12 protein-coding genes are annotated in these 13,618 nt (G+C 54.8%); 6 read left to right on the top strand and 6 right to left on the bottom strand.

The features are described 5' to 3' along the window. Positions 1 to 133: 133 nt before the first annotated feature. Positions 134 to 1,807, top strand: a complete 1,674-nt coding sequence (locus AC6I8K_RS09730) for a methyl-accepting chemotaxis protein (protein WP_483817438.1) — start codon at positions 134 to 136, stop codon at positions 1,805 to 1,807. On the opposite strand, the gene AC6I8K_RS09725 is transcribed toward AC6I8K_RS09730, so the two are convergent. Beyond that, positions 1,804 to 2,646 carry a LysR substrate-binding domain-containing protein gene (locus tag AC6I8K_RS09725; protein WP_497826632.1) on the bottom strand — a complete coding sequence of 281 codons (843 nt, stop codon included), beginning with the start codon at positions 2,644 to 2,646 and terminating at the stop codon, positions 1,804 to 1,806. The two genes, AC6I8K_RS09730 and AC6I8K_RS09725, sit on opposite strands and share 4 nt — an antisense overlap. A gap of 126 nt (positions 2,647 to 2,772) precedes the next feature. Here AC6I8K_RS09725 and AC6I8K_RS09720 point away from each other — a divergent pair, with 126 nt between their 5' ends. Continuing rightward, entirely contained in the window at positions 2,773 to 3,939 is a 1,167-nt protein-coding gene (locus AC6I8K_RS09720; protein ID WP_497826631.1) for a methionine aminotransferase, read from the top strand. A 16-nt stretch (positions 3,940 to 3,955) separates the two neighbouring features. Then, positions 3,956 to 4,735, top strand: a complete 780-nt coding sequence (locus AC6I8K_RS09715) for a transporter substrate-binding domain-containing protein (protein WP_497826630.1) — start codon at positions 3,956 to 3,958, stop codon at positions 4,733 to 4,735. 37 nt (positions 4,736 to 4,772) lie between these two features. On the opposite strand, the gene pepT is transcribed toward AC6I8K_RS09715, so the two are convergent. Then, on the bottom strand, positions 4,773 to 5,999 hold the full coding sequence (pepT, locus tag AC6I8K_RS09710; RefSeq protein ID WP_483817435.1) for a peptidase T: 1,227 nt from the start codon (positions 5,997 to 5,999) through the stop codon (positions 4,773 to 4,775). Between the two features lie 126 nt (positions 6,000 to 6,125). Here pepT and AC6I8K_RS09705 point away from each other — a divergent pair, with 126 nt between their 5' ends. Further along, complete coding sequence (locus AC6I8K_RS09705; RefSeq protein WP_497827238.1) at positions 6,126 to 7,721, top strand: ABC transporter substrate-binding protein; 1,596 nt, start codon at positions 6,126 to 6,128, stop codon at positions 7,719 to 7,721. Position 7,722: 1 nt separating this feature from the next. Here the strand turns inward: AC6I8K_RS09705 and AC6I8K_RS09700 are convergent, their stop codons facing one another. After that, positions 7,723 to 8,649 carry a LysR family transcriptional regulator gene (locus AC6I8K_RS09700; RefSeq protein ID WP_497826629.1) on the bottom strand — a complete coding sequence of 309 codons (927 nt, stop codon included), beginning with the start codon at positions 8,647 to 8,649 and terminating at the stop codon, positions 7,723 to 7,725. A gap of 148 nt (positions 8,650 to 8,797) precedes the next feature. On the opposite strand from AC6I8K_RS09700, the gene AC6I8K_RS09695 reads away from it, so the two are divergent. After that, positions 8,798 to 10,219, top strand: a complete 1,422-nt coding sequence (locus tag AC6I8K_RS09695) for a M20 family metallopeptidase (RefSeq protein WP_497826628.1) — start codon at positions 8,798 to 8,800, stop codon at positions 10,217 to 10,219. Further along, positions 10,216 to 11,490 carry an MFS transporter gene (locus AC6I8K_RS09690; RefSeq protein ID WP_064738739.1) on the top strand — a complete coding sequence of 425 codons (1,275 nt, stop codon included), beginning with the start codon at positions 10,216 to 10,218 and terminating at the stop codon, positions 11,488 to 11,490. The genes AC6I8K_RS09695 and AC6I8K_RS09690 overlap by 4 nt, the downstream gene beginning before the upstream one ends. Positions 11,491 to 11,532: 42 nt before the next feature. Here AC6I8K_RS09690 and aldA read toward each other — a convergent pair whose 3' ends face one another. From aldA to AC6I8K_RS09675, 3 genes are all read right to left on the bottom strand, one after another. After that, positions 11,533 to 12,969 carry an aldehyde dehydrogenase gene (aldA, locus tag AC6I8K_RS09685; protein ID WP_497826627.1) on the bottom strand — a complete coding sequence of 479 codons (1,437 nt, stop codon included), beginning with the start codon at positions 12,967 to 12,969 and terminating at the stop codon, positions 11,533 to 11,535. Between the two features lie 202 nt (positions 12,970 to 13,171). Next, a complete protein-coding gene (locus AC6I8K_RS09680; protein ID WP_155726380.1) occupies positions 13,172 to 13,270 on the bottom strand; it encodes a YoaK family small membrane protein in 99 nt (32 codons plus the stop codon). Between the two features lie 14 nt (positions 13,271 to 13,284). Beyond that, the gene (locus tag AC6I8K_RS09675) at positions 13,285 to 13,608 is read right to left on the bottom strand and encodes a hypothetical protein (RefSeq protein WP_064738737.1); all 324 of its coding nucleotides are present in this window, start codon (positions 13,606 to 13,608) and stop codon (positions 13,285 to 13,287) included. Positions 13,609 to 13,618: the final 10 nt, after the last annotated feature.

The following is a 13,618-nucleotide window of genomic DNA, read 5'->3' as shown; positions in this document are numbered from 1 at the left end:
CTTTTTGCTCACCTGCGCCAGTAAGCAATTATTTAGCTTACAAAACCGTTACATTTTCCCCATCCAATGCCGATAAACGCAATATGCCCGATTTTATCGGGCCTCCTTCGCGTTTCACACCAAGGGATTATGTATGGGTATCTTAAAAAATTTCACCATCCGCACCGTATTGCTCACCATTCTAGGGCTGTTTTGCCTGCTGTGGTGCGCCGTTGGGCTGTTTAGCGTCCACTCCTTAAACGCCCTCGGCGAGGGCAACGAGATTGACCGCCAGCTGGTTAATCAAATGACGGTTTTGAGTAAAGGAAATGACCAATATTTTCGTGTGGTTACGCGTCTTTCACGCGTAATGGAAGGTCGTGCGTCAGGTGCAACAGTTACGGCTGATGCTTTTGCACCGGTGCAGCAAGCGCTAGACAATATGAAAAGTCTACTGGCGCAGTTTAAAACCATGGCGCCAGGCCCGATGGACGCGGAGACCGCTGATAACGTGATTGGTAACTGGCAAAAACTGCTGGATGAAGGTATCGCCCCACAGGTTTCACTGGCGCAGCAGGGCACCGTGGAGGCCTATCGCGCGCAGGCTAATAACGTCACACCACCGCTTAGCCGTGCGTTTGGTGCTAGCGCAGAAGCTTTCAATAAAGCCGCAGGCAGCAAGCTGGATGAGACGCGCGTAACCGTCGATAAGCTCACCAGCATCACTAAAGTGATCATTTTGGTGGCTGTGGTAATCGGTTTGTTTATCCTGCTGTTTACCGATCGCTATCTGGTGGCGATGCTGGTGAAACCGCTCGAGCGCATTCGCAACCATTTCGCCATTATTGCGCAAGGCGATCTCAGCCAGCCGGTGGAAGATTTTGGACGTAACTGCGTGGGTAAACTGGTACCGCTGCTACGTGCCATGCAGGACAGCCTGCGTGAGGCGGTTAGTGCGATTCGCAGCGGAACCGAAAACATCTATCGCGGTGCCGCGGAGATCTCCTCCGGCAACAACGATCTCTCTTCGCGCACCGAAGAGCAGGCGGCCGCGCTGGAGCAAACGGCGGCCAGCATGGAACAGTTAACCGCCACGGTGAAATTTAACGCCGACAATGCGCGTCAGGCCAGTACGCTGGCAGAAACCGCCACCGGCACCGCCCAGCAAGGTGGTCGTCTGGTGGGTGAAGTGGTCACCACTATGCAAGGCATCTCCGGCAGTTCGAAGAAGATAGCCGAAATCACCAGTGTGATTAACAGTATCGCATTCCAGACCAACATCCTGGCGCTGAACGCCGCAGTTGAAGCCGCGCGCGCCGGTGAACAAGGCCGTGGTTTTGCCGTCGTCGCCAGCGAAGTGCGCAATCTGGCGCAGCGCAGTGCAGGCGCAGCGAAAGAGATCGCCACCTTGATCGAAGATTCCGTACAGCGTGTAGAAAAAGGCTCTGAACTGGTGAGCAGCGCGGGCAGCACCATGCACGATATTCTTAAATCGGTGCAGGATGTGAATGAAATTATGAAGCACATCGCCGCAGCATCGGAAGAGCAGAGCAAAGGCATTTCACAGGTTGGCACTGCAGTTACCGAGATGGACAGCGTCACCCAGCAGAACGCCTCGCTGGTTGAGGAAGTTTCCGCCGCGGCCAGCGCGCTGGAGCGCCAAACCCAGGATTTGCAGGCATCGGTGGCGAAATTCCGGCTGTCAGACAGCGCGCCCGTCAGCAAAAATGTTGTCTCTCCAGCAGCCACGGCGCTGCGTCGTCCGGTGTTGGCAGGCGCGGGTAACACGCAGCCAAAAGCCGCAACTGACGAATGGGTCTCTTTCTAAACCTCAGATAACCACGCCACCAGTTCAGGCAGGAACGGTGGGGCATCTTTTTCCGCTCGCTGTAACAGGCTATACGTTGCGCCGGTGACCACACTGGCGGCAAACGGCGCGATCAGTCGCCCATGCGCCAGATCATTCTGGACCAATGTGACATCCGCCACCGTGACACCAAATCCCTGAATCGCTGCGCTAATGGCTAGGTCCATGGTAGCGAAATGCTGGTTACGTGCCATTGGCAGCACCGCAGCACGTTCAGCCAGCCACAACTGCCAGTCGCGGGAATCCTGCGTGGGATGTAGAAAGGTAAACTTTGCTAATTCGCTAATCTGGCTGGGTGGCGTGACGCTGCTGGCCATCACCGGCGTTAAACGCTCTTCAAATAGGCAAATTGAACCCGCTGGCGAAGGGCCAAATACAATCGCCGCATCAAAATTGTCGAGCTGCGAGCCATGATCAAGCGTGGTGGTTAACGTCACATGGATGTCAGGTCGCTGCTGCTCCAGCGCCACTAATCGCGGTACCAGCCAGCGCATCGCGCAGGTTGGCGCCTTCAGGCGAATCGAGGCATTACTGCGACTGGCTTTTTCCGTGGCATTAACCAGCAGCGTAAAGCCCTGCTGCAGCTCGGGCAGCAGCGCCGCACCTTGCTCGGTAAGATGCAACCCACGCGCGTGCCGGGTAAACAGCGCGAAGCCCAGCCAGCTCTCCAGCGTAGCGATTTTACGACTCACCGCGCCTTGAGTGATGCACAGTTCACTGGCGGCACGCGTCAGGTTGAGATGGCGAGCGGTCACCAGAAACGCGTGGATGGCATTGAGCGGCAGAGCAGAGCGGGACATAACAACCTCAAGCTATGATTTTTAATCATGGCTATTATGACAACAATTCGCTTGTCGACTCAAGCGTCACACCGTTGAATAGAAATCTACTTTCGCTACGTGGTTATGCAACCGCAAGAGGCACCGATGACCCTGAATAGCAGTGTAAACATCTCTTCCAAACAGCCCGATGTCGGCACGACGATTTTTAGCGTCATCGGCCAGCTGTCGGCGCAACATAAAGCCATCAATCTGTCGCAAGGCGCACCGAACTTCCCCTGCGACCCGCAACTGGTTGAGCTGGTTAGCCAGGCGATGCGTGACGGTCATAACCAATACGCCTCGATGACTGGCTTACCGGCGCTGCGTGAAGCGCTGGCGCAGAAAGTCCACACGCTGTATGGCCTGCAATATGATGCCGGCAGCGAAGTGTTGATCACTGGCAGCGCCAGCCAGGGCCTTTATATGGCGATTTCCGCGCTGGTTCATGCGGGCGATGAAGTGATCTTTTTTGAACCGGCTTTTGACAGCTACGCGCCAGTGGTGCGTCTGCAAGGCGCCACGCCAATTGGCCTGAAACTGCAGGTGCCTGATTTCGCCATTAATTGGGACGAACTGCGTGCCACGATTACGCCGCGTACCCGCATGATCATCATCAACACGCCGCACAACCCGAGCGCGCAAGTGCTGTCAGCCGCCGATCTGGAACAGTTAGCCGCGTTAACGCGCAACACCGACATTGTGGTGCTGTCTGATGAAGTCTATGAACATATTCTGTTTGATGGCCGCCAGCACTGCGGTATGGCAACACATCCGGAACTGGCGCAGCGCAGCGTGGTGGTTTCTTCCTTCGGAAAAACCTTCCACGTCACCGGCTGGCGCGTCGGTTATGCGCTGGCGCCGGCGGCGCTAATGGCAGAAATCGTTAAAGTGCATCAGTTCATGATGTACGCGGCCGATACGCCGATGCAGGTGGGGTTTGCTCACTATCTGCAAAACCCGCAGAACTATCTGCAGCTGTCGCCGTTTTATCAGGAGAAACGCGATCGCCTGCTGACGTTGATGCAGGATTCGCCATTTAAGCTGCTGCCGAGCGCCGGTTCCTTCTTTATGTTGGCCAGCTACGGACATTTCAGTGACGAAAGTGATAGCGAAATGGTAAAACGTCTCATCGTCGATCACGGTGTGGCCACCATTCCGTTGTCGGCGTTTTATATGGACGGTACTGACAATAAATTAATTCGCCTGTCATTCGCAAAAGACGACGCAACACTTCAGGCCGGTGCAGAAGCGCTCTGCCTGGTCAAAGGGTAACTTAGGGGTAAATATAATGAAAAAATTGAACGCACTGTTTGTCGCTCTCGGCATGCTGACCTCGGCGCACGCGCTGGCGCAGGAAACCTTACGTTATGGTCTGGAATCGCAGTATCCGCCATTTGAGAGCCGCAACGCGCAGGGCGAACTGGAAGGTTTCGATATCGAACTCGGTAAAGCAATTTGTCAGGTGGGCAACTTCGACTGCAAATGGGTGGAGAGCAGCTTTGATGCGCTGATTCCGGCGCTGCAGGCGAAAAAATTCGATGCCATCAACTCCGCAATGAACATTACCGAAGCGCGTGCGAAAAGCATCGACTTCACCAAGCCGATTTACCGCATTCCGACCATGCTGATCGTGAAAGAGGGCGAGAAGCTGTTGCCAACCGCTGAATCATTGAAAGGCAAAAACATCGGTGTGCTGCAGGGTTCTATTCAGGAAACCTATGCTAAGAAGCACTGGGAAGCGCAGGGCGTAACCGTGACCTCTTACCAGGATCAAAACCAGGTTTACAACGACATGGTCGCCGGTCGTCTTGACGGCACGCTGGTGATGTCTGCTGCGGGTCAATCGGGCTTCCTCGAAAAGCCGCAGGGTAAAGGTTTCGCCTTTGCGGGCAAGCCGGTTGAAGATGACACCATTCTCGGCACCGGGATCGGTTTTGGCCTGCGTAAAGGCGATGCCAAACTGAAACAAGAGCTGGATGCGGCCATCACCAAGGTGCAAACCGATGGCACCGTCACTAAACTGGCGGCGAAGTTCTTCCCGGGAATTGATGTTTCAGCCAGCAAATAACATTAAAAAGGTCGTCAGTTATGACGACCTTTTTGGTTTATTTCGCTGCTAAATAACACAACGCTTCGGCCACCTGATATGACTTCACAAATGATGGAATCGGCAAGAACTCAAAGCGTGAATGGAAATTGTGCGCGCCAGTGAAGAAATTCGGCGTCAGTAATCCCTTCGCTGATAGCGCTGCACCATCGGTGCCACCCCGCATCGGGATCACTTTGGGTTCCACGCCAACCTGCTCCAGCGCGGCAAAAATCAAATCAATGGCGCGACGATCTTCACCAATCGCATTACTGATATTGCTGTACGTATCGTTGATGGTGAGCGCTACGTGGCCGGTGGGATAACGCGCGGCAATCTCATCAGCCACTTCCACCAATTGTTGTTTTTTGGCATCAAAACCCTGCAAATCGAAATCACGAATCGAGGCTTTTAATACCGCGCGGCTAGCGTTGGCCTGCATATCGTTAAACCAGATATAGCCTTCGCGACCTTCAGTATGCTCAGGGGTTTTTAAACGATCAAAGCGGGAGATGAAGTCATGCGCCATCAGCAGCGGATTGACCAACACCCCTTTGCCCGACATGGGGTGCGCGGGCACACCGGTAAACACCAACTCAGCAGCGGCAGCGTTAAAGTTTTCATACACCACTTCACCCAGCTCGCAGCAGTCAATTGTCCAGGCGAAATCGACGTTAAAGCGCTGCTCCAAATCAAGCGCTTTGGCGCCGCGCAGGCCAATTTCCTCATCAGGCACAAACGCCACCACGATATCACCGTGATCACCTCGCAGGTTCTCCAGCAGCGTCATCACCACCGTGACCGCGGCTTTGTTGTCCGCGCCGAGCACGCTGGTGCCGTCGCTAAAGATAATCTCCTGACCGAGATAGGGTTTAATTTCTGGGTGTTCCGCCACGCGCAGCCAGATATCTTGCGTGCTGTTGAGGCAGAGATCTTCACCGCGGAACGTCAGGGTTTGTGGGCGGATATCCGGCGACAGGCCGACATCAACGGTATCAATGTGGGTAATAAAGCCGATACGCGGCGCATCAGGGCGATTACCGGGTTTCACCGCGGTGACCGTGGCGTGCTGGTCAATCACAATATCCTGCAATCCCAATTCGCCCAGTTCCTTAGCCAGTAACTCCGCCATCGCATGTTGGGACGGCGTACTCGGCAGCGTGGTTGATTTGGCATCGCTCTGGCTGGAAACCGCCAGATAACGATAGAAACGCTGGGTCAATTGGCTGGCAAGTTGGTCTGTCATCACAATTCCTTATTAGCATTGCGGCGTCTGTAGTACGCGTGATGGTTAAATCATGTTATTTATTAGTCAGATGAACACTAAATAACGAAGCTGGCTCATGGAAGTCAATAAAAAGCGAGGATCATGATGAAAAAAATGATGGCAAATCTCACTCTCACTGCAATCGGATTGGCGGTCGCGGGCGGGGTGTCAGCAAAAACGCTGGTCTACTGTTCTGAAGGATCGCCGGAGAACTTTAATCCCCAGTTGTACACGTCAGGGACCAGCGTGGATGCCAGCGCGGTGCCGATTTTCAATCGTTTGGTTGATTTCACCCCCGGCACCACCGAACTGGTGCCCAGCCTTGCAGAAAGCTGGGATATCAGCCCGGATGGCAAGGTCTATACCTTCCATCTGCGTAAAGGCGTGAAATTCCAGAGCAACAAGCTGTTTAAGCCGTCGCGCGATTTTAATGCCGATGATGTGATTTTCTCATTTATGCGCCAGATGGATGCGAAAAATCCGTACCACAATGTCTCCGGCGGTAACTACGCCAACTTCGAAAGCCTCGAACTGGCGAAGCTGATCACCCACATTGAGAAGGTCGATGACCATACGGTACGCATCACCTTAGCCCACGCTGAAGCGCCTTTCCTCGCCGACTTAGCCTGGTATTTTGCGTCGATTCATTCGGAAGAATACGCCGACCAGATGCTGAAGGCCGGCACGCCGGAGAAGGTCGATATGGAGCCGATCGGTACCGGACCGTTTGAGCTGGTGCAGTACCAAAAAGATTCGCGCATCCTCTACAAAGCCTTCCCGGAATATTGGCAGGGCAAGGCGAAACTCGATCGTATTGTCTTCTCCATCACGCCGGACGCGTCGGTGCGTTACGCCAAGCTGGAGAAGAACGAATGCCAGATTATGCCGTTCCCTAATCCGGCCGATCTGGAGAAGATGCGCACCAATCCAGATTTAACGCTGGAACAGAAATCGGGACTGAATACCGGCTTCCTGTCGTTCAACACCACCAAGGCGCCGCTGGATAACGTTAAAGTGCGTCAGGCGCTGGCGCTGGCCATTAACAAGCAGGCGATCATCGATGCCATTTTTAAAGGCACCGGCACGGTGGCAAAAAACATCCTGCCACCGGACGTGTGGAGTGCGGATAAAGCGTTGAAAGATTACGACTACGATCCGGAGAAAGCCAAAGCGCTGCTGCAGGAAGCGGGGATTAAGACCGGCACCGAAATCGCGCTATGGGCGATGCCGGTACAGCGACCGTATAATCCGAATGCGCGACGTATGGCGGAGATGATTCAGGCGGACTGGGCCAAAGTGGGCATCAAAGCCAATATCGTCAGCTATGAGTGGGGCGAATACCTGAAGCGCGTGAAAGGCGGCGAACATCAAGCGGCGCTGATGGGCTGGACCACGGCGACCGGCGATCCGGATAACTTCTTCGGCCCGCTCTACAGCTGCACCTCGGCGAATGGCGGTTCCAACTCGTCGAAATGGTGTTATCAGCCGTTTGAGAAGATCATTACCGAAGCACGCGCTGAGCAGAATCATGACAAACGCGTCGCGCTTTATCAGCAAGCCCAGCAGATCATGCATGACCAAATGCCCGCGGTCATGATTGCTCACTCAACTATCTTTGAGCCGGTGCGCAAATCGGTGAGTGGTTATCAGGTTGATCCGTTCGGTAAACACATCTTCTATCCGGTGGATATCAAGAACTGAGTTACGGCTTCCAGCGCTGGCGCAGAGGTTCCTCGAGCGCATCCAGCTGCTGCAGCAAATAGGTAAGAAACACATTCAGGGCGGCACTGCGAGGCCGCCCTGATTGCGTCTGTAGCTGCAACGTACGCTGGCTCAGCTGATCAATGCCCACCGAGCGCAAGATCAAACCGTGGGTTTCAGCCTCTTGCAGCACGGTAAACGCGCTACAGATTGTCACTGCCTGCGGCGTGCGCAGTAGAAATTGAAACAGCATCGAGAAGGTATCGCAGGTCATCACCGGTTCAACCAGGCTGCCATTCATATGACTGGCCAGCTCAAACAGTTGTCGCACGGTGGTGTTTTGCTGCGGTAAGGCCAGCGGATAGTGACTCAAATCGGCGAGCGTGACCTGCGGCGCGGTTGCTAACGGATGCGTTTGATGCATGACGATTAATACCGGTGCTGGCCACGAACCCATGACGTCCACGCCACGTTCAGCGTGCAGACTAAACTGCAGCGCCACGTCACACTCACCGTTGCGCAGTGCTTCCGCCACGCCTTGCGTACTCGCTACCTTCACATCAAACAGCACACCCGGATTGTCATGGCGAAAATCAGCGATCAAGCGAGGCATGAGGGTAAACGCCAGCCCATCGGTACAGGCCACGCGGATCAGCGTGCGGCGCACCGCTTTCAGTCCCTTAATCTCTGCCAGCGCGTACTCCATATCCAGCAGATTCTTGCGCACGTGATGCGCGAAGATCTCGCCAGCTTCATTCAACACCATGCCGCGCGCGTGCCGCGCAAACAACGGTACGCCAACGTGGTTCTCCAGCCGCTGAATTTGCCGACTGATAGCCGATACCGCCACAAACAGCTGCTCACTGGCGGCGCTGAGCGAGCCTGTATTAGCCACGGCGAGAAAATAGCGAATTTCACTGCTTAACATGCGAATGCCTCATGGTGGTGCATGCCTCGAAATCGGGCAGGTTAGCTTTGCTTTAAAAGCAAATCTTACTCGATAAATTGATAATTGTGGCAAAGCATTGTTTCCGCAAAGATGCGTTAACGACATAACAATAAAAGACAGGGCAAACATGACAGCACAACAGGCGGTTCAACAGGCCACCGCTTATTTTGACAGCGGGGAGTTTCAGCGTATTTTGGCGCGTCGCGTGGCACAACGCACCGAAAGCCAGCGCGAGGATCGTGACAGCGAATTACAGCGCTATTTGCAGGATGAAATCGGTCCGCAGCTGATTGCGCTTGGCTTCACGTTGCATTTCATCGCCAACCCGGAAGCCGCTCATCGACCGTTCCTCGTGGCGATACGCATTGAAGATCCGGCGCTGCCCACCTTGCTCAGCTATGGCCATGGCGACGTGGTATTTGGCGATGATGAGAACTGGCGCGACGGCTTATCGCCGTGGCAGATGGTTGAAGAGGACGATCGCTGGTATGCGCGCGGCAGCGCCGATAATAAGGGCCAGCACTCTGTCAATCTGGCGGCATTGGAGCAGGTGTTTAGTGCGCGCGGCGGCAGTCTGGGCTTTAACTGCAAAATGCTGTTCGAGATGGGCGAAGAGATTAGCTCACCAGGACTGGCGCAGCTGTGCCAGCAGCATGGCGATCTGTTGCAAGCCGATCTGTTTATTGCCTCTGACGGCCCACGTCTCAACGCGATCCGCCCCACGCTGTTCCTGGGTTCACGCGGTGCGGTTAATTTCAGGTTGACCGTCAATGCGCGTGATAACGCCTATCACTCTGGCAATTGGGGCGGGTTGTTGAGCAATCCGGGGACGCAGTTGGCTAACGCGCTCGCGTCGCTGGTTAATGCACAGGGCGTGTTGCAGGTTGATGCGCTGAAACCCAACTCTTTAACGCCGCAGGTGCGCGACATTCTTGGCGATATCGAGGTGGGCGGCATGCCAGGCGATCCCGATATTGACGTCAACTGGGGCGAGCCAGGATTGACGCCAACTGAACGTCTGTATGGCTGGAACACGCTGGAAGTGTTGTCATTCCTCACCGGCAATCCGGCGCGTCCGATGAATGCCATTCCGGGCAGCGCCACCGCCGTGTGTCAGCTGCGCTTTGTGGTCGGTACCGATTGGGAAAACCTCGCTCAACATGTGCGCGCGCATCTGCAACAGCACGGTTTTGGCTATGTGCAGGTGGAGTTTATGCGCGGATCGCCAGCGACCCGGCTCGATCCCACCGATCCGCTGGTCAATTGGGTGCTGAGCAGCATGGCAGAAACCAGTGGCAAGAAACCGGCGCTGCTGCCTAATCTCGGCGGTTCACTGCCCAATGACGTGTTCTCTGACATCCTCGGCTTGCCAACCTTGTGGGTGCCGCACTCGTATCCGGCCTGCGGCCAGCACGGTGTTAACGAACATATGCTGAAATCGATTGCCCGCGAAGGCCTGCAGATCATGACGCGCCTACTGTGGGATCTCGGTGAGCAGGGCACGGAACTGGTGGCGCAGCATCGGGCGCACATTGGGGGTGGCCAATGAGTACATTGAATACGGCAATGCCACTGAATACGACCAAACCGAACCTTCATAAAACGCTGTTCGCGACCTGTATCGGTAACGCGCTGGAGTGGTTCGATATTGCCGTGTACGGCTTTTTTGCCAGTTACATTGCGCATGCCTTCTTTCCCACCAGCGATCCGTCGGTCTCGATGTTGCTGACCTTTGGCAGTTTTGGCGTATCGTTCCTGATTCGTCCGCTGGGCGCCATTGTGCTGGGCAACTATGCTGACCGCCACGGCCGAAAAAAAGCGCTGCTGCTGTCGATTAACCTGATGATGCTCGGCGGCGCGGTCATCACTTTTATGCCGAGCTATAGCAGCATTGGCCTGATGGCACCGCTGCTGATTTTGCTGGCGCGTCTGGTGCAGGGTTTTTCTGCCGGTGGCGAATTTGGCAGCTCAACGGCATTCCTGGTTGAGCACTTCCCTGAGCGTAAAGCCTTTATTGCCAGCTGGCAGTTCGCCACGCAAGGGGCCAGTACCTTAATGGCGTCGGCGTTTGGTCTGGGATTGACGCAGATTCTTACCGAAAGCCAGATTCAGGATTGGGGCTGGCGTATTCCGTTCGCGTTCGGCCTGCTGATTGGTCCGCTGGGAATTTACATTCGACGTCACGTCCATGAGCCAGCGAGCTTTGCTGAGCACAAACCGGAAGCGGCGCCGCTGAAGAGCCTGTTTGGTCGCCAGAAGGAACTGATGCTACTGGCTATCGGCTTGATGGTGATCTCGACGGCGGTTAACTACATGCTCAACTATGTGCCAACCTATGCCACCAAAAATCTGCACCTGTCGGGCAGCGTGGCGTTTACCGCGACATTGTTGGCGGGCGTGATTTTGACGGTGGTAACGCCAATGATGGGTCTATGGGCCGAGCGCGTGGGGCGCGTGCCGCTGATGTGGGGCTCATTGATCCTGCTGATCGTCACTATTTATCCGGCATTCAAGCTGGTGGTTGAACACACCACGCCAACTACGCTGATTCTACTGGTGTGCTGGATGGCGCTGCTCAAGTCGATCTACTTCTCAACCGTGCCGTCGGTGATGGCGGATTTGTTCCCGATTGGCACGCGAGCCAGCGGGATGGCGATCAGTTATAACGTGGCGGTCACAGTATTTGGTGGCTTCGCACCGCTGATTTGTACGCTGCTGATTAGCGCAACCGGTACCAGTCTGGCGCCGGGGTATTATCTGATGGCGATGTCGGTGTTAAGCGGCCTGGCGCTGCTGCGCAGCCAGAAGCGCATCTCCTGATAACCACCAGGTCGCCTTTAACGGCGACCTGGATTTTCCACCTTACGAAAACTGCAAGTAGGCCACGTGCGTCTGTAAGAACTCGTCTAAACCGTGACGGCCGTCGGCACCACCAATGCCTGATTTTCGCCAGCCAGCATGGAAACCTTGCATCGCCTCGAAGTTCTCGCGATTAATGTAGGTTTCGCCAAACTTCAACTTGCGCAGTGCCACCATCGCGGTGTTGAGGTTCTGGGTGTAAATCGATGAGGTCAGACCGTATTCGCAGTCATTTGCCAGCGCTACGGCTTCATCAAGGGTTTTAAACGTCATCACCGGCAGAACCGGGCCAAAAATCTCCTGCTGCATGATCTCCATATCCTGACGCACGCCCGTGATGATCGTTGGCTCAAAATAGAAGCCTTTGCCGCCAGCACGCTTGCCGCCCAATACCACTTTTCCGCCATCCGCGACGGCGTTCGCCACTTTCTGCTCAACGCGTTCCAATGCGGCCGCAGTGATCAACGGGCCCATATCGATATCATTCTGTTCTGCCGGATTACCAAACTTCACCTGCTGCATGGCGGTGGTCAGCGCGCTGATAAAACGATCGTAAATGCCTTCCTGCACGTAAACGCGCTCAGCACAGTTACACACTTGTCCAGTGTTGATCACACGGGAGCTGACGATGGCTTTGACCGCCAGATCAAGATCGGCGTCATCCATCACGATAGCCGGCGCTTTGCCGCCTAGCTCCAGTGACACTTTGGTCACATTTTTCGCAGCGGCTTCCATGGTGGCAATACCGGCGTTGACGCTGCCGGTGAGGCTCACCAGACCGACCTTCGGGTTGCCTGCCAGCTCCTGACCAATCTCAGGACCATAACCATAAACAATGTTGATCACGCCCTTAGGCAGGCCAATGTCATCAATAATTTGTGCGAATATCGCTGCATTGTTGGGCGTCAGTTCACTGGGTTTAATGACGATGGTATTGCCGGTTACCAGCGCTGGTGCGGCTTTGCGCGCAATCAGGAAGAAGGGGAAGTTCCACGGCAGAATACCGGTGGTAACGCCAATCGCTTTCCTGAACACGAAGATATTTTCGTTGGGACGATCGCTGTTCACGATTTCGCCATCGTAGCGGCGTGCCCATTCGGCCATGTATTCGAGATAATCGGCGGTAAACATGACTTCGGTTTGCGCCAGGCCCTGAGTTTTGCCTCCTTCAGCAACGATCGTGGCGGTTAATTCCGGTTCACGCTGACGAATAGCGACAGCAATTTTGCGCAGCCAGTTGCCGCGTTCAACCGCAGGTAAGGCCTCCCATTCCGGCTGCGCCACCTCTGCGGCATCAATCGCCAGCGCGGCATCGCGTTTACTGCCTTCCGGCACGCGTGACAGTAACGCTTCGGTCGCCGGGTTAATCACTTCTATCCACTTGTCATTGTGATCGGCAACAAACGCGCCATTTATATAATGTTGATGGTGTGTTGTCATATGCAGGTTCTCCGCGATCGGTTTCGTTAAAGATTTGTGAAGTGCAGAGTGAAACAGATCAGGGTGTTGCACCTTTTTGCTATTGCCAAAGCGGTCGGAGGGATGGCAAAGAAGGGAAGAACAGCACGATAGACGCAGCATTCCTGGCGAAATGCCGCGCTTTCAGCGGGTTAACCAAAAAAAAGTGATTGTTAATTTCTTGTCAGGAACCTGGCATCGCCGCGCCGCTGGCAATAAACCACACCAGAAAACTGACGCCAGCGATGATGATGGCAATAGGGAAAAGCAGTCCGATTTTCATAGTCATCCCGAGAGTTAAGCGATCTGCACGATCGCGCGATGGGTTTTCATCATACTGAACAATTGGAATTGGGTTGCATCGTCAACCTGACGGAGATGCTCACCTTTCTGATAATGAATGGCGTGGACATGACCCAGCTGTCGCCAGACCACAATCACCGAAGCGAGCAGAGCGCAATTCTCTTCGCTCTGCACGCAATCCAGCGTGGCGTAATGTGCCTCATCTAATCCATTGATAAAGACGTTCAGCGCGTGCGCTGGCACGATAGCGCGGATGTCATCCAGCATCACACGGCTCACCGATTGTGACAGCAAAAGCCGCAATCTTTTGGTATTCATCTCAATCCTT

It is taken from the genome of Pantoea sp. X-Soil-ISGK-421 (genome assembly GCF_059730785.1).
The sequence above is the reverse complement of the archived record's forward strand: the minus strand, read 5'-3'. Positions and strand labels throughout refer to the sequence as shown.

Bases quoted from the DNA above. Each gene is read 5' to 3' on its own strand.
- AC6I8K_RS09725 (WP_497826632.1), bottom strand. From the start codon at position 2,646: ATGTCCCGCTCTGCTCTGCCGCTCAATGCCATCCACGCGTTTCTGGTG.
- AC6I8K_RS09720 (WP_497826631.1), top strand. From the start codon at position 2,773: ATGACCCTGAATAGCAGTGTAAACATCTCTTCCAAACAGCCCGATGTC.
- AC6I8K_RS09675 (WP_064738737.1), bottom strand. From the start codon at position 13,608: ATGAATACCAAAAGATTGCGGCTTTTGCTGTCACAATCGGTGAGCCGT.
- aldA (WP_497826627.1), bottom strand. From the start codon at position 12,969: ATGACAACACACCATCAACATTATATAAATGGCGCGTTTGTTGCCGAT.
- AC6I8K_RS09715 (WP_497826630.1), top strand. From the start codon at position 3,956: ATGAAAAAATTGAACGCACTGTTTGTCGCTCTCGGCATGCTGACCTCG.
- pepT (WP_483817435.1), bottom strand. From the start codon at position 5,999: ATGACAGACCAACTTGCCAGCCAATTGACCCAGCGTTTCTATCGTTAT.
- AC6I8K_RS09695 (WP_497826628.1), top strand. From the start codon at position 8,798: ATGACAGCACAACAGGCGGTTCAACAGGCCACCGCTTATTTTGACAGC.
- AC6I8K_RS09705 (WP_497827238.1), top strand. From the start codon at position 6,126: ATGAAAAAAATGATGGCAAATCTCACTCTCACTGCAATCGGATTGGCG.
- AC6I8K_RS09730 (WP_483817438.1), top strand. From the start codon at position 134: ATGGGTATCTTAAAAAATTTCACCATCCGCACCGTATTGCTCACCATT.
- AC6I8K_RS09680 (WP_155726380.1), bottom strand. From the start codon at position 13,270: ATGAAAATCGGACTGCTTTTCCCTATTGCCATCATCATCGCTGGCGTC.
- AC6I8K_RS09690 (WP_064738739.1), top strand. From the start codon at position 10,216: ATGAGTACATTGAATACGGCAATGCCACTGAATACGACCAAACCGAAC.
- AC6I8K_RS09700 (WP_497826629.1), bottom strand. From the start codon at position 8,649: ATGTTAAGCAGTGAAATTCGCTATTTTCTCGCCGTGGCTAATACAGGC.